Raw genomic sequence first — 15924 nt, forward strand, 5'->3', positions numbered from 1 at the left:
TCCGTGACCGACGAACTGCTGCTGGAGGTGGAAGACCTCCATGTCGAATTCCGCACGTCCGACGGTGTCGCGACCGTGCTCAACGGCGTCGACTACTCCGTGCACGCCGGGGAAACCCTTGCCGTGCTGGGAGAATCGGGCTCCGGCAAGAGTGTGACCGCGCAGACGGTGATGGGCATCCTCGACAGCCCGCCCGCCGTCGTCACCGGCGGCGCGGTCCGTTACCGCGGCGAGGATCTGCTCACCGCCACCGAAGAGCGGCGGCGTGAGGTGCGGGGCGGGGAGATCGCGATGATCTTCCAGGACGCGCTGTCGGCGTTGAATCCCGTGTTCACCGTCGGTTTCCAGATCGAGGAACAGCTGCGGGTCCGACTCGGTATGTCCAAAAAGGACGCGCGGAAACGGGCGATCGAACTGCTCGACATCGTGCGAATTCCCGCCGCCGCCCGCCGGGTGCGCGAGTACCCGCACCAGTTCTCGGGCGGGATGCGGCAGCGCGCGATGATCGCCATGTCGCTCGCGCTCGATCCGGATCTGCTGATCGCGGACGAGCCGACGACCGCGCTCGACGTCACCGTGCAGGCCCAGATCATGGACCTGCTGGCGGAGATCCAGGCCGAACGGCGGATGGGCCTGATCCTGATCACCCACGACCTGGCGGTGGTCGCCGAGGTCGCCGATCGCATCGCCGTGATGTACGCGGGCCGGATCGTCGAACAGGCCGACGTCACCGAGCTGTTCCGTTCGCCGGGGCATCCCTACACCGAGGCGCTGATGGCCTCGCTGCCACGGCTCGACCTCAAAGGACAGACGCTGGAGACCATCAAGGGCCTGCCGCCGAGCCTGCTGAACATCCCGTCAGGCTGCCCGTTCCATCCGCGCTGCCCGCGCGCGCGAAGCCGGTGCGAGACCGAACGGCCCGCCCTGCACAACCTCGGCTTCGGCCGGGTCAGCGCCTGCCACTTCGCCGACGAGGTGGTGAGCGATCGTGTCTGACCCCATTCTGCGTGTCGAAAACCTGGTGAAGTACTTCCCGGTGCGGGCCGGGATCCTCTTCAAACGCACCATCGGGCACGTGAAGGCCGTCGACGGCGTCTCCTTCGATCTCATGCCGGGCGAAACGCTCGGTGTGGTGGGGGAATCCGGTTGCGGCAAGTCCACTTTGGCGCAGGTGCTGATGCGGCTGGAGGAACCGACAGGCGGGCTCGCGACCTTCGAAGGCCGCGACATCTTCGCGTTGCGGGGAGCCGAACTGAGGAGGCTGCGGCGCGAGATCCAGATCGTGCTGCAGGATCCGTACACCTCCCTGAACCCGAGGATGACGGTCGGCGACATCATCGGCGAACCCTTCGAAATCCACACCGACGTGGCCCCGAAGGGATCGCGGGCCGCGAAGGTGCGGGAGCTGCTCGACGTCGTCGGGCTGAATCCGGAGCACATCAACCGCTATCCGCACCAATTCTCCGGTGGCCAGCGTCAGCGCATCGGCATCGCGCGGGCGTTGGCGTTGCGGCCGAAGGTGATCATCTGCGACGAACCGGTTTCCGCGCTCGACGTTTCGATCCAGGCGCAGGTGATGAATCTGCTCGGTGATCTGCAGAACGAATTCGGCCTTTCCTATGTGTTCATCGCACACGATCTGTCGGTTGTCCGTCACCTTTCCACGCGCGTGGCGGTGATGTATCTCGGCAAGATCGTGGAAATGGGGACGGAAGAGGAGATCTACGAACATCCGTCGCATCCCTACACGCAGGCGCTGTTGTCCGCGGTGCCGGTCGCGGATCCGGCGTTGCGCGGTCAGCGGCAGGTGATCCGGCTGGAAGGCGACGTGCCGAGCCCGCTGGACCCGCCGTCGGGCTGCCGGTTCCGCACGCGGTGCTGGAAGGCGCGGGACATTTGCGCGGATCAGGAACCCGAATTGATCACCCGGTCCGGCGGGCATTTGTCCGCCTGTCATTTCGCGGAGGAGAAAACCGTCGTCCCCTGACTTTCGTAGGGACTTCGTTGATACGTGGGGACAGCTGACGTAGTTTGCCCGAATGGTTTTGTTCAGGAGGCAGGAAGTGAAAAAGCCCAGATCTCTCGTGATCGCGCTCGCGGTACCGCTGTTCGGCGCGATCGTCGCTGCTCCGGTGGCATCAGCGCAACCGGCGCTTTCCGGCGCCGCGACCGAATTCTCCGTCCTGGCCCGTGAGGGTCAAAGTGTCGCTTCGGTGGAAAGGGCGATCCGCGCCGCCGGGGGCACCGTCGTGACGAGCAACGCCGCGGTCGGCCTGATCACCGCGACCGCGCCCGCCAACGGTTTCGCCGAGCGGGTGTCCGCGGACCGCTCGGTGTTCGGCGCGGCCAAAGCGAAGGCGATCGGCACCGCGCCGAAGCAGGGCAAGGCCAAGGTCAAGCCGGGCGTCGTCGAGAAGGAAGGCCGCGGCGCCGCGTCGGCCAAGAAGCAGGCGCAGGCCAACGCCGTCGGCATGGACCCGCTCGATGACCAGCTCTGGGGTCTCAAGTCGGTCCGGTCGGACCTTTCGCGTACCAAGCAGCCCGGCGACAAGCGGGTGAAGGTCGGTGTCATCGACACCGGCGTCGACGGGAGCCACCCGGACATCGCGCCGAACTTCGACCGCGCGGCGTCGCGGAACTTCACGAAGGACATCGTCTCCGACGTCAACGGCGCCGTCGTCGACGGACCGTGTGAATTCCGCAGTTGTGTCGACCCGGTGGACCACGACGACAACGGGCACGGCACGCACGTCGCCGGCACCATCGGCGCCGCCGCGAACGGTTTCGGGGTCTCGGGCGTCGCGCCGAACGTGACGCTGGTGAACCTCCGCGCCGGGCAGGACTCGGGCTTCTTCTTCCTGCAGTCGACCGTGGACGCGATCACCTACGCCGGCGACGCCGGTGTGGACGTCGTGAACATGAGCTTCTTCACGGACCCGTGGCTGTACAACTGCACCGCGAACCCCGCGGACACGCCCGCGCAGCAGGCCGAGCAGCGCACCATCATCGAGGCGACGACCCGTGCGCTGAACTACGCGCACCGCAAGGGCGTCACCCAGGTCGTCTCGCTGGGCAACCAGCACAGTGACCTCGCCACCCCGCAGCCGGACGCGTCGAGCCCGGGCTACCCGTCGAACAGCACGCACCCGCGGCAGATCGACAACGCGAGCTGCCTCTCGCTGCCCGTCGAAGGCCCGCACACGATCGGTGTCTCCTCCTTCGGTCCTTCGCAGGCGAAGGCGGACTACTCGAACTACGGCGTCGAGCAGATCTCGGTGTCCGCGCCCGGCGGATACTTCCGTGACTACTTCGGCACCCCGTGGTTCCGCACGGTCGAGAACCAGATCCTCTCGACGTACCCGCGCAATGTGGGTGTCGCGGAAGGCATGATCGACGCTGCCGGGAACATCACCCCCGACGGTGTCACCGCCGGCATCAAGAAGGCGACGGCCGCCGACGGCCGCGTCGGCTACTACCAGTGGCTGCAGGGCACGTCGATGGCGTCGCCGCACGCGAGCGGTGTCGCCGCGCTCATCGTTTCGCAGTACGGCAAGGGTTCGCGCGACTTCGGGATGAACCCGGACGCCGTACAGCGGGTGCTCGAGGGCACGGCTTCGGACATCGCGTGCCCGGTGCCGCGGACCGTCGACTACCTGGACGAAGGCCGGGACGCGTCGTTCACCGCGACCTGCACCGGTGACGCTTCGTTCAACGGCTTCTACGGTCACGGGGGCGTGGACGCCTGGTCGGCGGTCACGCGGGGTTCGCAGTACCTGCGAGGCTGATCTTTAGAGTGCTATGAAAGGTCCTTTCCTTGCAAATTTCGCAAGGAAAGGACCTTTCATAGCATGCGCGGTTCGGACCGTCAGGCGGCTCGGTCGGTGCGGACAACGGTGACATCGGGTCTTGGGCGTTGTGCCGCTGCTTGGGCCGCGGCACGGAGTTCGGCCATGACCTTCTCCGGTTCGTCGCGAATCCGGGACGGCAAGGTCTGGACGACGACGATCCCCGCGGCCGCGTAACGATTGTTGCGGTGGAGGGTCTTCCGATAAGCGTCCCTGCCGAAATGGAAGGCGTACGAATCGACTTCCCATGCCATGCCAAGCTCGTCGCACCATGAATCGGGCTTGCCGATGTAGTTGCCGAAGGCGTCGTAGATCTTGACGTTCCGCTCAGCAGACGGCAGCCCCGCTTTCTCCCAGATCGCCAGGGCCTCCGCTTCGGGGACCGACTTGACATCGGCGGCGAGCTCTCGGAGCACGGCACGAGGAAGAGCGGTTCCTCTTCTGCTGCCGGACTCGAGTTCGGCGCTTAGCTCGTCCACTGTGCAGAGGCCCGTCTCGATGGCTTCGATGAGCAGGGCTCGAACCGGTTCGAGGTCCCGAATGCGCCTTACGCCATCCAAGACCGCTCGAGCCGGTGCTGCCAGCGGGACCCCTTCGATGACTCGACGGTCCGGCATGGAGACCGTTCGTTCGAAGATTGCGAACTTGACGCTTCGTACCTTGCGCTGTTGTGGAATGAGTACATGGACGGTCCCATGGGGGCCGGACTGTCGTAGGCCGTATCGTCGTGCGGCCTCGAAGCCAGTGACGATCCCCGGGCGTCTGTGAGCATCAGGGCGGCTTCTACTCGATGCCGTGCGCTTGGCTGCTCCTTCGAGAGAAGGACGATGCCTGGAAGCAGGTGAGTCCACCTTCCACCAGGCTGGCATCTTCGATACGAAGTGCTTTGCGTGACTCCGAGTTGCTCTAGCGTCGCCACGCGGATGACGCCGTGTCGACTGTGTTGACGTAGGTATGAGTCCGTTAGCGGAGCTCGTGATAGGTACATGCCGACACAGTGATCGCGAGGTCCGACAAAATTCAATCCCGCAGTGCCATAAAAGGTCCTTTCCTTGCAAATTTTGCAAGGAAAGGACCTTTCATGGCACTCGCAGCAAAGGTAAAGGCGGAAGATCGCTACTTTCCTGAAGCTTCCTTGATGAACTTCGCCAGGTCCTTCGCCTGCCGCACCCGCGACTCCTCGTGCACGTACATCATGTGCCCGGCCGGGTAGTACGCCGTGTCGATGTTCTCCCGCAGCTCCTCGGGAATCTGCAGGCGCGCCAACACGTGCTCCGAAGCGAAGTACGGCGTCGCGCCATCATAGTGACCGAAGGCGACGTGCACCCGAAGGTGCGGGTTCGCCCGCATGGCCGACGCGAGTGAGTCCACAGAGGACACTGAGCGGCCTTCGAAGTCGGAGTACGACCAGGCCTGGAACACGTCCGTCGACAGGACCTCGTACGGCAGGTCGTTCTCGTAGCCGAGTTCGGCCCGCACGTAGTGGTTGAGCCCGCCGGTGTAGGCGCCGATGATCCGCGAGATCGACGGGTCGTCGCTCATGTGCTCGCGGCCGCCGTCGGGTTCCCAGGTGGTGAACCGGCCGTCCATCCGGCCGACGACGAGCCCCTTGTCGCGCAACAGCTCGGTGAAGTACCGGACGTGCTCGATCCGCAGGTTGACCCGGTCCACATAGGACTCGCTCAGGCCGGTCAGGGAAGCGAGGGTGGCCACCGCTTCGGCGCGGTCCTGTGTGGACAGACGGGCGCCGCGCGCGAGAGCCCAGGGGAGTTCCTTGGCCGCGAAGTCCTCCGCGTCCGCGAGGACGTCGTCGAGCGGACGGTCGCCGTGAAGCCCGTGGTAGTGCGCGATGGCGGCGTACGTCGGTACGAAGAGCGAGTACGGCAGGTCGTTGCCCTCGGTGAACCGCAGCGTGCCCATGTCCAGTACGGACGAGATCAACAACAGCCCGTTGAGGTACATGCCGTGGCGTTCCTGGAGATGCGACGCCAACCCGGCCGCGCGGAGCGTGCCGTACGACTCGCCCGCGAGGAACTTCGGCGAGAGCCAGCGCTGTTTGCGCGAGACCCACAGCCGGATGACCTCGCCGATGGACTCGATGTCGGCGGCGTACCCGTGGTACTCCTTGGCCGCTTCGCCGTCCACGGCGCGTGAGTAGCCGGTCGACACCGGGTCGATGAACACGAGGTCGCTGTGCGCCAGCAGGGTTTCCTGGTTGTCGGTCAGCCCGTAGGGCGGCGCGACCGGATCGTCGACATCGCCCGAAAGCACCCGGCGCGGGCCGAGCAGGCCCATGTGCAGCCAGACGCTCGCCGAGCCGGGCCCGCCGTTGAACGCGAACGTGACCGGGCGCGAACCGGGCTCCGCGTCGTCGAGCGTGTAGGAGGTCAGGAACACCTCGGCCTTGGCCTTGTAGCCCTCGGATTTGCCGTCGGTGATGACCTCCTTCCGCAGCACGATCCGCCCGGTCTGGGCGGTGTAGGCGAGCTTCTTGCGCTTGAGCGTCAGCGTGTGCTTCGTGGTGACCAGGTCGTCGGTCGGCTCGACCTTGGTTTCCACCGACGGGGTGTCCTTCTCGTCGGCGGCCTTCGAATCGGGATTGGTGTCCGGCATGCTCCCAACTTACTGGCAGTCTGTAGGAGTGGACATCGTCACGGCGCATGATCGCCCGAACACGCCCCAGGAGGCTGCCGGGATCCAGGAAACCCTGCGTGGCCTGGTCGAACTCGAAGATCGCTGTCCACAAGAGATCGTCGCGGCCACCGGGCTGGACGTCGCCTACGACGAGGACAGCGGTCTCATCGCGGCCGCCGCGGTCACCCTCGAAACCGGCGGATTCCGCGTCGTGGAAAAGCGAACCGTCGTTTCCCGGATCTCGTTCCCGTACGAACCGGGCCTTTTCGCGTTCCGCGAGCTGCCTCCGCTGCTCGACGCCCTCCGCGCGCTCGACCACGTCCCGGATCTGCTGGTCTGCGACGGCCACGGCCTGGCGCACCCACGCCGGTTCGGGCTCGCGTGCCACGTCGGCGTCGTGACCGGGCTGCCGTCCGTCGGGGTCGGCAAGACCCGCTTCGTCGGCGAGCACGACGAGCCGGGGTTCGATCGTGGCTCGCGGGCGCCCCTGCTGGACGACGGCGAGGTCGTCGGCGCGGTCCTGCGCACCCAAGACGGCGTGAAACCCCTTTACGTCTCCGTCGGCCACAAGATCTCGCTGGACAACGCGTGCCGCCAGGTGCTGCGGCTGTGTCCCGCGTTCCGTCAGCCGGAGACCACCCGGCAGGCCGACCGGCTGGCCCGAGACGCGCTGAAAGAGGCGTTATGAGGTTCCGCTCGCTCGCCGAACTCGACGCCGAGGTCGTCGGCTGCCGCGCCTGCCCGCGGCTGGTCGCGTGGCGCGAGGAGATCGCCGTGGTCAAACGCGCGGCCTTCGCCGACGAGACCTACTGGGCCCGGCCGGTGCCCGGCTTCGGCCCGCCGGACGCGTCGCTGGCGATCGTCGGCCTCGCCCCTTCCGCCCATGGTGCGAACCGGACCGGCCGTCTCTTCACCGGCGACCCGTCCGGTGACGTTCTCTTCAAGGCGCTTCACCGGGTCGGGGTCGCGTCGCAGCCGACGTCGACCCGTATAGGTGACGGTCTCGAACTCCGGGGGACTCGGATGGTCTCGCCGGTGAGATGCGCGCCACCCGCCAACAAGCCCACACCTGAGGAACGGGAAACCTGTCGATCGTGGCTCGCGGCGGAGCTCGCGTTGCTGAAACCGACGCTGAAGGCCGTCGTGGTGCTCGGCGCGTTCGGCTGGCAGGCGCTGCTGCCGGTGCTCGCGGACGCGGGCTGGCCGGTGCCCGCGCCACGCCCGAAGTTCGGCCACGGAGCCGAACTGGAACTCGGCGACCTGCGCCTTTTCGGCTGTTATCACGTGTCGCAGCGCAATGTCCAGACCGGCCGCCTGACCCTTGACATGGTGTGCGACGTCCTGGCCTCCGCGACCTCGGCGGCCGGCCTGAACTGAATCGGTGCGGAAACCGTGGCGACGCTGGTCACAGCCGGATGGGGTCTGCGAGCGATCTCAGCTGATGGGTGCGACTATAGAAATATGGCTGGTGTTAAGTCGGAACCGACACGGATCCTCGTCCTTGGTGGTGGGTACGTCGGGCTCTACACGGCGTACGGGCTTCAGAAGATGCTCCGGGCCAACGAAGCGTCCGTGACGGTCGTTGACCCGCAGCCGCACATGACCTATGCCCCCTTCCTGCCCGAGGCGGCGGCCGGTGCGATCGAACCGCGGCACGTGGTCGTGCCGCTGAGGCGCGTGCTCAAGCGCTGCCACGTGCTCACCGCGCGCGTGACGAAGATCGAGCACGAGCGCAAGGCCGTGACGGTCGAGGCCGCCGACGGGCACGTCGAGCAGCTGAACTACGACGTCCTCGTGGTCGCCCTCGGTGCCGTCGCGCGCATTCTGCCGATCCCGGGCCTGGTCGAGGAAGGCATCGCCTTCAAGACCATCGGCGAGGCGATCTACCTGCGCAACCACGTCATGACGAAGCTGGACGAGGCCGCCAGCACGCTCGATCCCGAGCAGCGCAAGCGCCTGCTGACGTTCACCGTCGTCGGCGGCGGATTCGCCGGTATCGAGGCGCTCGCCGAACTCGAGGACATGACCCGGTTCGCGGTGGAGAACTACTACCCGAACCTCAAGGTCGAGGACATCCGCTGGGTGCTCGTCGAGGCGGCCGGGCGGATCCTCCCCGAGGTGCGCGAGACGCTCGGTGTGTACACCGTCGAGCAGCTCGAAAAGCGCGGCATCGAAGTCTATTTGTCGACAGCGGCGAAGTCGTTCGAAAACGGCCACGTCGTACTCTCGGACGGCACCGAGTTCGACACCGACACGATCATCTGGACCGCCGGTGTGAAGGCGAACCCGGTGCTCGCCAGCTCGGACCTGCCGCTCGACAAGCGCGGCCGCGTCGAGGCGACCGCCGCGATGCAGGTCGTCGGGCACCCCGACGTCTGGACCGCCGGTGACAACGCCGCCGTGCCGGACCTCTCGCGTACCGAGCAGGACCCGACCGCGACCTGCCCGCCGAACGCGCAGCACGCCGTTCGCCAGGCGCGTCTGCTGGCGAAGAACATCATCAAGGTGATCCGCGGCGGCAAGCCGAAGGACTACTACCACAAGAACCTGGGTGCGGTGGCCAGCCTCGGCCTGCACAAGGGTGTCGCCGACGCGTTGAACCTGAAGATCAAGGGCTTCCCGGCCTGGCTCTTCCACCGCGCGTACCACCTCAAGGCGATGCCGACGTGGAACCGCAAGATCCGCATCCTGTTCGACTGGATGCTCGGTGGCCTGTTCCGGCGCGAGGTCATCTCGCTCGGTCAGATCAACAACCCGCGCGAGGAATTCGACCGGCTGTCGAAGTCCTGAGTTCGTGAGTCCGTGAAGGCCTCCTTCCCTGCGTTGAGCGTAGGGAAGGAGGCCTTCACGGCGTTCAAGGTGTGCCGGTGCAGGCGAAGCACGTGCGAATATCGGTGTACTGAAGCGGCGAACCGAAGGGCATCGCCTAGGCTGTCGGTGCCCCGGTAGCCCAACTGGCAGAGGCAGTCGACTTAAAATCGACCCAGTGCGGGTTCGATCCCCGTCCGGGGCACCACACGTTCCGCTCTGTGGACGTCCTGGTCCGCGCGCACCGCCGCTGCCGACAATGGCCCGCATGACCGGAACCGGCCTGACCGACGAAGCCACCTACGACCGCGCTCGGCTCGCCCAGTGGCGTGCGGGGGAGGCGCGGGGTGACGGGATATCGCGGCGCGGGATGCTCCGGTTGGCCGCCGGTGGCTCGCTCGCGCTGACGGCGCTCGGCGCGCTTCCGGCCGGAACGGCATCGGCCGCCTCACCGATCGTGAAACCCTTGCCGCCGGAGATCTTCGAGGTTTACGGCACCAACGCGGAGACCCGCTGGGAGGCGCTGAGCGGTGAGGGTTATCTGACGCCGGTCGAACGGTTCTTCGTCCGGAACCACACCGCCACACCGTCGATCGACGCCGGCACCTGGCGGCTGAAACTCTTCGGGACCGGGCTGCGTGAGGGGCCGGTCGAGTTCAGCTACCGAGACTTGCTCGGATTGCCCGCGGAGACGATCACTTCCGCCATCGAATGCGCGGGCAACGGACGGAGTTTCTTCTCCAGCCAGCAAGGGCAGGCGGTGTCCGGTACGGCGTGGAAGCTCGGCGCGATCGGGGTCGCGCGCTGGCGCGGCGTCCGGCTTTCCACCGTGCTGGCCAAGGCGGGAATGACGCGGCACGCGGTGGACGTCCTGCCGGAGGGCCTGGACGCCGACTACGTCACCGGCGGGGTCAACCTGGGGAAGGTACGCCGCCCGCTGCCGGTCGCGAAGGCGTTGCAGGACGTTTTGCTGGCGTACGAGATGAACGGGCGCCCGCTTCCGCCGGACCACGGCCATCCGGTGCGGCTCGTCGTGCCGTCCTGGGTCGGGATCTCGTCGATCAAATGGCTGGGCCGGATCGAGGTTTCGGAGACGCCACTGGTGTCGCCGTGGAACACGCAGTACTACCGGCTGCTCGGGCCGCACTATCCGGCCGACGGCACGGTCGTCACCCGGCAGGTGGTCAAGAGCGCGTTCGAACTGCCGTGGAACGCCGAATTCGCCGCAGGCGGCAAGCAGGTGCTGCGCGGCCGCTCGTGGTCGGGCAACGGCCGGATCCGGCGCGTCGAAGTCGACACCGGTGCCGGTTGGCGGCCGGTGAAGTTCGTCGGCGCGGCGGCGGACCGGGGCTGGCAACGCTGGGAACTCCCTTGGCGTCCAGCGGTTTCCGGTGCCCGCACCTTGCGTGCGCGGGCCACGGACATCACCGGTGCCACCCAGCCGGAGGTCACCCCGCACAACACTCAGGGCTACCTGTTCGACGCCGTCGTCCGGCACCCGGTCCGGGTGGTGTGAGGTGACGCGGTCGGTCGCGGTGAGAGGGGAACCAGCCGTCGAATTGACCCTCGAGTTAAGGGTCAACACCGACTCGGAACATGCCGCCGCGATCGCCGCGCGCCTGCTCGAGTCCTTTGAGGACACCGTCGGGGTGACGTTGACGACACGGACCGTCGACGCGGATTTCGCGCCACCGCTGCGTATCGAGCCCGATTCGCGACGAGTGCTGTTGCGGGGCGAGGTACTGGAGTTCACCAGATTGGAGTTCGATCTCCTGCTGTTCCTGAGCCGGAATCCGGACCGTGTCTTCGACCGCCTCACGCTGATGGCGCAGGTGTGGGGGCTGTCCGGCGGCAACGGGCGGACCGTGGACGTCCACGTCCGCAAGATCCGGGGGAAGCTGGAACCCGTGCTGACGCCGATCACGACGGTGCGCGGGGTCGGCTACCGGTTCGACGGGGCGGGCCAGGTGCTCATCGCGGACTGAGCCGTCATCCAGGCAAAGCCGGGATGACAGGATACGAACCGTGACTCCGACTTACGTTTTCGTGCACGGTTCCAGCAGTGCCTCCTTCACCTGGGGCCCGCTGCAACGCGAGCTCGCGCTGCTCGGCCATCGCACCCTGGCCGTCGACCTCCCCGGACACGGCTTCGCCGCCGGTTTCCACGCCGCTTACCAGGCGCCGCAGGACCTCGAAACGCTGGCCACGGCGCCGTCGAACCAGGCGGGTGTCACGCTGGCCGAGGCCGTCGAGCAGGTGGTGGACGTCGTGCGCAAGGTCGCCGAGCACGGCCCGGTCATCCTGGTGGGGCACAGCCGCGGCGGGCTCGTGCTCACCGGCGTCGGCAACGCCGTCCCCGAACTGATCGACCGGATCGTCTACATCTCGGCGTGGTGCTGCGTCGACGCGACGGTGGGCGAGTACATGCAGGGACCCGAGTACGCGAGCAGCGCGCTCAACGACGTCGGCGGGGTCGTCGTCGCGAATCCCGCCGAACTCGGCGCGCTCCGGATGAACTGGCGCACGGCCGATCCCGCGCTGCTGGCCGCGTTGAAGAACGCGATGCTCGAAGACGGCACCGAGCAGGAGTTCTTCGCGTACCTCAACACTCTCGAACCGGACGAGAGCCTCGACGCCGGAACCGGACTCGCCGACGCCGCCACCTGGGGTCGGATCCCGCGCACCTACATCCGGCTCACCGAGGACCGGTCGATGCCGCTCGCGCTGCAGGACCGGTTCGTCAAGGAGGCGGACGCGCTCACCCCGGACAACCCGACCGACGTGCGGTCGCTCGTGAGCAGCCACGTCCGGTTCCTCATCCACCCCCAGGAGGCCGCCGCCGTCCTCGCCGGGCTCGCGACGGATGTTCAGGGAGCGACAAGCCCGGCTTCGTAGGCGAAGATTGTCAGCTGGACCCGGTTGGCCGCGTCGAGTTTCGCGAAGATCCGGGTGATGTGGGTCTTCACCGTCGCTTCGCTCAGGTGCAGTGCCGCGCCGATTTCGGCGTTGGTGCCGCCCTGCGCGACGGCGGTGACGATCTGCCGCTCGCGTTCGGTCAGCGTGCTCAGCCCGGCTCGCGCCCGATGACGGCGAGGGCTCGTCCTGGTCGCGAGCTGGCCCTGAAAGCGGGCGGTCTGATGGCGTATTCGGCCGAAGTCTGCAAGGACCGGATCGGGAAGACGGTGCTGTTGCCGCAGGAGTGACCTCGGATGGCCGGCCGGGTGACGTCAAGCCCGGCCGGTCCCGCCGAAGCGGGTCAGCAGCAGCCGCTGCCGCAGCAGTCGCAATCGCACCAGTCGTCGTTGCGCATGGTCATCCACCTCCTCCCTCGGGGGCACAGCCGGGCGGGCACCAGGCGCCGGGCACCGGGTCGGCGCAGTTCTCCCCGGACATCCCGGACAGCATGGAAGTGAGTTCGGCGCGCAGCTCGCCGAGTCGCGCCATCTCCGCTTCGATCTCGGCGAGATGCCGTTCCAGCATGGTTTCGGCGGGTTCGCACGGACACACGCCGGTGTCGCGCACGCTCAGCAGGTCACCGATCTCCGTCAGCGTCAGCCCGAGCCGCTGCGTGCCGCGGATGAACCGCAGCCGGTCGATGACGCCCTCGTCGTAGCGCCGGTGGGCCCCGGTCGTCCGCGCGGGCGTGGGCAGCAGGCCGATGCGCTCGTAGTAACGCACGGTGTCCGGCCGCACTCCGGCGCGGGAGGTCACCTCGGACATGGTCAACGCCGTCAGCGCCTTCGTCGCTTCGGTTCGCATGAAACGAGGGTAGAACTTGGACCCGGCTCCAGAATCAAGTCCGGATTCCGATGGCGCTCACGAAGAGAAGACGACGGCCAGGCTCGTCCGCATCATTCGAGAGGGTGGAAACGGCGAGAGGACGGCACGGTGACTGACTTCCGGAACGTGATCAGGGACCTCACCACGGAGGGTGAACAGGTCGACGCCCTGGTGGCCGGCCTCGACGACGCGGGATGGGACCGGCCCACGCCCGCGACGGGCTGGTCGGTCAAACACCAGATCGCGCATCTCGCGTTCATCTTCAAGATCGCCGGGTTGTCCGCGGCCGAGCCGCGGGCCTTCGCCGAACTCGCGAAGTCGTCGATGGCGCGCGGGTTCGACGCCGCCGTCAACGGGGCCCTCCACGACTACCTCGGTGACCCCAACGAGGTCCTGCTGAGCCGCTGGCGCGCCGAACGCGACGCCGGTATCAAGGCCCTCGCCGCGGTCCCGGCCGACCAGGTCGTCCCGTGGCTGGTCAACCCGCTGCCGCCGGCCATCCTCGCCTGCGCCGGGATGATGGAACTGTTCGCGCACGGACAGGACATCGCGGACGCGCTGGGGGTGCGGCCGGAGCGGACGGACCGGCTCGCGTACCTCGTCGGCTTCGCCGTCCGGGTGCGGGACTTCGGCTACGAAGCGCGCGGCCTGACTCCGCCGGAGCAGGAGTTCCGGTTCGAGATCACCTCACCGTCCGGCCAGCTGTGGACGTTCGGCCCCGAGGACTCGCCCGAGCGGATCACCGGGAGCGCCGAGGACTTCTGCCTTCTGGTCACGCGCCGCCGTCACCGCGACGACCTCGACGTCCGTGCCGAGGGTGCGCTGGCGGACCAGTGGCTGGACATCGCGCAGGCGTACCGCGGCCCCGCGGGCGAGGGGCGCTCGCCGGGACAGTTCGGCCGTTGAGAGTCCCGCCGTTCCGGCGGTGGATAGGGCATCCTGGAAGTCGCGATCAACTCGCAGTCGATGCGATCGTCGACGCACTGGGGGTCTAGGAGGCGATCGTGGCGCGAGTGTGGCTGATCAGGCATGGGGAAAGCGAGTCCAACGCGGGGCTTCCCGGCGGGGAGCCGGGGGCTTCGGCGCTGACCGAACTCGGCAGACGCCAAGCCCGCGAAATCGCGGATTCGCTGGCCGAACCGCCACGGTTGATCGTGACGTCGCCGTTCCTGCGGGCGCGGCAGACCGCCGAGCCGACGATCGAGCGGTTCCCCGGCGCGGAGCGCGAGGAGTGGCCTGTCCAGGAGTTCGCCTTTCTCGGCGAACTCCATGGACAGGTCACCACCACGGCCACCCGTAAGCCGTACACGGAGGCCTACTGGTCCCGTGCCGATCCGCACCACGCGGTGAACGGCGCGGAATCCTTCGCGGCCCTCTTCACCCGGACCCAGGAATTCCTGGCCCGGCTGGGAGAACGCGAACCCGGCCCGATCGCGGTGTTCACGCACGGACTCTTCATCCGCGCGGTCATGTGGTCACTGCTGACCGGCATCACCACGCCGGACAGCGAGGCCATGCGCGGATTCCGCACGTTCGCCGACACCTACCTCGTGCCGAACGGCAACATCACCGAACTGCGGTACACGCCCGGGAAGCGGGTCCCGCGAGTGGTGGTCCCGCTCGCCTCCCGGTACGCCGACCGCTAGGGCTTCAGCAACAGCTGGAGCTTGTTCACCCCGGTCATGTTCGGGCTCGGGATGAACGACGGCGGAGCGGCCGGATCGGTGCGCAGATCCGGGAAACGGTCCAGCAGGAGGTTGAGCGCGATCTTGCCCTCCAGCCTGGCGAGCGGGGCGCCGATGCAGAAATGGATCCCGCGTCCGAAGGCCAGGTGGGGGTTGTGCGCCCGCGCCGGATCGAAGGTGCCCGGATCGGTGAACGTACGCGGATCCCGGTTCGCCGCCGCGACCCAGATGGCGAGCATGCTGTCCGGCGGGATCGTCCGGCCGCCCAGTTCGACCTCGGTCGTCGTGGCGCGGGCGACGAGTGCGAACGGGCTGAGGAAACGCAGCGATTCCTCGATGGCGGCGGGCAGCGATGCCCGGTCCTCCCGGACGCGCCGGTACTCGTCCGGATGGGAATCCAGGCACAGCACCGTGTTCCCGAGCAGCATCGTGGTGGTGATGTGCCCGGCGAGCAGCAGCACGTTCGCGAAGTTGACGACTTCGTTCTGCGTGAGTTTCGCGCCGTCGACCTCGGCTTCGACGAGTTTGGTCAGCAGGTCCTCACGCGGGTTCCGCCGCCGGTCGTCGACATGCTCGGCAAGGTAGTTCACCAGGTTCTTCACCTGGGCGGTCGTCTCCTCGGCGGCCTTCTTGTCCGCCTCGGTCTGCTTGATCAGTGACCGCTGCTGGCTGTTCCGCAGCAACGTGTCGACCCATTCCTTGAACAGGTCGCGATCGCTCACCGGGATGCCGAGCAGTTCGGCGATGACGATCACCGGCAGCGGGTACGCCAGATGGGTCACCAGTTCCATCGAGTCCGCGCCGTCGACGACGTCGAGGAGTTCGTTCGTCAGCGCGGCGATCCGCGGTTCGAGATCCGCGACGACCTTCGGGGTGAAGGCGTGGCTCACCAGCGTGCGCAGTTTCTTGTGGTCCGGCGGGTCCATCACGAGCAGGTTGCCTTCGACGAACGTGTCCTTGTCCGGTGAAAGCTCCTCGGGGATCAGCCGGGTGGTGTCGGAGGAGAACACCTTGGGATCACTCAGGGTCTTCAGCGCCTCGGCGTGGCCGTAGACGTTCCACATGCCCGTCTCGGGGTCGAAACGGACCGGTTCGGCCGGGAATTCCCCCCGGAGCCAGAACTGGCCTTCGTGGACGCCCCAGCTTTCGGCGATCGTGGTCAATGGCTTGCC

At 67.4% G+C, this 15924-nt stretch carries 17 protein-coding genes and 1 tRNA gene; 13 read left to right on the forward strand and 5 right to left on the reverse strand.

The window, feature by feature from the left end:
- The first annotated feature begins 3 nt into the window (after window positions 1-3).
- Genes ACLJQ7_RS13390 through ACLJQ7_RS13400 form a run of 3 tightly spaced genes read left to right on the forward strand, consistent with a single transcriptional unit; the run spans window position 4 to window position 3785 of the window.
- Window positions 4-996, forward strand: coding sequence for an ABC transporter ATP-binding protein (locus ACLJQ7_RS13390; RefSeq protein ID WP_410648500.1), 993 nt, complete (start codon window positions 4-6; stop codon window positions 994-996).
- Entirely contained in the window at window positions 989-1987 is a 999-nt protein-coding gene (locus ACLJQ7_RS13395) for an ABC transporter ATP-binding protein (protein ID WP_410648501.1), read from the forward strand. Before ACLJQ7_RS13390 ends, ACLJQ7_RS13395 begins: the two co-directional genes overlap by 8 nt.
- A gap of 52 nt (window positions 1988-2039) precedes the next feature.
- Window positions 2040-3785, forward strand: a complete 1746-nt coding sequence (locus ACLJQ7_RS13400) for a S8 family serine peptidase (protein WP_410648502.1) — start codon at window positions 2040-2042, stop codon at window positions 3783-3785.
- Between the two features lie 80 nt (window positions 3786-3865).
- Here the strand turns inward: ACLJQ7_RS13400 and ACLJQ7_RS13405 are convergent, their stop codons facing one another.
- Complete coding sequence (locus tag ACLJQ7_RS13405; RefSeq protein WP_410648503.1) at window positions 3866-4462, reverse strand: hypothetical protein; 597 nt, start codon at window positions 4460-4462, stop codon at window positions 3866-3868.
- 499 nt (window positions 4463-4961) lie between these two features.
- Window positions 4962-6458 carry a S10 family peptidase gene (locus ACLJQ7_RS13410; protein WP_410648504.1) on the reverse strand — a complete coding sequence of 499 codons (1497 nt, stop codon included), beginning with the start codon at window positions 6456-6458 and terminating at the stop codon, window positions 4962-4964.
- A gap of 28 nt (window positions 6459-6486) precedes the next feature.
- Here ACLJQ7_RS13410 and ACLJQ7_RS13415 point away from each other — a divergent pair, with 28 nt between their 5' ends.
- From ACLJQ7_RS13415 to ACLJQ7_RS13445, 7 genes are all read left to right on the forward strand, one after another.
- On the forward strand, window positions 6487-7167 hold the full coding sequence (locus ACLJQ7_RS13415; protein WP_410648505.1) for an endonuclease V: 681 nt from the start codon (window positions 6487-6489) through the stop codon (window positions 7165-7167).
- Window positions 7164-7856, forward strand: a complete 693-nt coding sequence (locus ACLJQ7_RS13420) for a uracil-DNA glycosylase (RefSeq protein WP_410648506.1) — start codon at window positions 7164-7166, stop codon at window positions 7854-7856. Before ACLJQ7_RS13415 ends, ACLJQ7_RS13420 begins: the two co-directional genes overlap by 4 nt.
- Window positions 7857-7940: 84 nt before the next feature.
- Window positions 7941-9269 carry an NAD(P)/FAD-dependent oxidoreductase gene (locus ACLJQ7_RS13425; protein WP_007028829.1) on the forward strand — a complete coding sequence of 443 codons (1329 nt, stop codon included), beginning with the start codon at window positions 7941-7943 and terminating at the stop codon, window positions 9267-9269.
- A 149-nt stretch (window positions 9270-9418) separates the two neighbouring features.
- Window positions 9419-9495 (forward strand) — tRNA-Leu (locus ACLJQ7_RS13430).
- Between the two features lie 60 nt (window positions 9496-9555).
- Window positions 9556-10803, forward strand: coding sequence for a sulfite oxidase (locus ACLJQ7_RS13435; RefSeq protein WP_410648507.1), 1248 nt, complete (start codon window positions 9556-9558; stop codon window positions 10801-10803).
- Between the two features lie 43 nt (window positions 10804-10846).
- Window positions 10847-11272: a winged helix-turn-helix domain-containing protein gene (locus ACLJQ7_RS13440; protein WP_410648508.1), complete on the forward strand. Its 426-nt coding sequence runs from the start codon at window positions 10847-10849 to the stop codon at window positions 11270-11272.
- A 40-nt stretch (window positions 11273-11312) separates the two neighbouring features.
- Window positions 11313-12182, forward strand: a complete 870-nt coding sequence (locus ACLJQ7_RS13445) for an alpha/beta fold hydrolase (RefSeq protein ID WP_410648509.1) — start codon at window positions 11313-11315, stop codon at window positions 12180-12182.
- Here ACLJQ7_RS13445 and ACLJQ7_RS13450 read toward each other — a convergent pair.
- Window positions 12155-12355 carry a response regulator transcription factor gene (locus ACLJQ7_RS13450; protein ID WP_410648596.1) on the reverse strand — a complete coding sequence of 67 codons (201 nt, stop codon included), beginning with the start codon at window positions 12353-12355 and terminating at the stop codon, window positions 12155-12157. The two genes, ACLJQ7_RS13445 and ACLJQ7_RS13450, sit on opposite strands and share 28 nt — an antisense overlap.
- On the opposite strand from ACLJQ7_RS13450, the gene ACLJQ7_RS13455 reads away from it, so the two are divergent.
- Window positions 12269-12490 carry a hypothetical protein gene (locus ACLJQ7_RS13455; protein ID WP_410648510.1) on the forward strand — a complete coding sequence of 74 codons (222 nt, stop codon included), beginning with the start codon at window positions 12269-12271 and terminating at the stop codon, window positions 12488-12490. The genes ACLJQ7_RS13450 and ACLJQ7_RS13455 overlap by 87 nt on opposite strands.
- Before the next feature lie 109 nt (window positions 12491-12599).
- Here the strand turns inward: ACLJQ7_RS13455 and ACLJQ7_RS13460 are convergent, their stop codons facing one another.
- Window positions 12600-13046 carry a heavy metal-responsive transcriptional regulator gene (locus tag ACLJQ7_RS13460; protein ID WP_410648511.1) on the reverse strand — a complete coding sequence of 149 codons (447 nt, stop codon included), beginning with the start codon at window positions 13044-13046 and terminating at the stop codon, window positions 12600-12602.
- 129 nt (window positions 13047-13175) lie between these two features.
- Here ACLJQ7_RS13460 and ACLJQ7_RS13465 point away from each other — a divergent pair, with 129 nt between their 5' ends.
- Window positions 13176-13973 (forward strand): TIGR03084 family metal-binding protein, encoded by a 798-nt coding sequence (locus ACLJQ7_RS13465; protein ID WP_410648512.1) that lies wholly within the window; start codon window positions 13176-13178, stop codon window positions 13971-13973.
- A gap of 98 nt (window positions 13974-14071) precedes the next feature.
- Complete coding sequence (locus tag ACLJQ7_RS13470; protein ID WP_410648513.1) at window positions 14072-14713, forward strand: histidine phosphatase family protein; 642 nt, start codon at window positions 14072-14074, stop codon at window positions 14711-14713.
- On the opposite strand, the gene ACLJQ7_RS13475 is transcribed toward ACLJQ7_RS13470, so the two are convergent.
- Complete coding sequence (locus tag ACLJQ7_RS13475; RefSeq protein ID WP_410648514.1) at window positions 14710-15915, reverse strand: cytochrome P450; 1206 nt, start codon at window positions 15913-15915, stop codon at window positions 14710-14712. The two genes, ACLJQ7_RS13470 and ACLJQ7_RS13475, sit on opposite strands and share 4 nt — an antisense overlap.
- Window positions 15916-15924 lie beyond the last annotated feature (9 nt).

It is taken from the genome of Amycolatopsis sp. cmx-4-54 (assembly GCF_046548895.1).
GTDB lineage: Bacteria > Actinomycetota > Actinomycetes > Mycobacteriales > Pseudonocardiaceae > Amycolatopsis.

Bases quoted from the DNA above. Each gene is read 5' to 3' on its own strand.
- ACLJQ7_RS13400 (WP_410648502.1), top strand. From the start codon at position 2,040: ATGGTTTTGTTCAGGAGGCAGGAAGTGAAAAAGCCCAGATCTCTCGTG.
- ACLJQ7_RS13460 (WP_410648511.1), bottom strand. From the start codon at position 13,046: ATGCGAACCGAAGCGACGAAGGCGCTGACGGCGTTGACCATGTCCGAG.
- ACLJQ7_RS13425 (WP_007028829.1), top strand. From the start codon at position 7,941: ATGGCTGGTGTTAAGTCGGAACCGACACGGATCCTCGTCCTTGGTGGT.
- ACLJQ7_RS13420 (WP_410648506.1), top strand. From the start codon at position 7,164: ATGAGGTTCCGCTCGCTCGCCGAACTCGACGCCGAGGTCGTCGGCTGC.
- ACLJQ7_RS13435 (WP_410648507.1), top strand. From the start codon at position 9,556: ATGACCGGAACCGGCCTGACCGACGAAGCCACCTACGACCGCGCTCGG.
- ACLJQ7_RS13410 (WP_410648504.1), bottom strand. From the start codon at position 6,458: ATGCCGGACACCAATCCCGATTCGAAGGCCGCCGACGAGAAGGACACC.
- ACLJQ7_RS13405 (WP_410648503.1), bottom strand. From the start codon at position 4,462: ATGCCGGACCGTCGAGTCATCGAAGGGGTCCCGCTGGCAGCACCGGCT.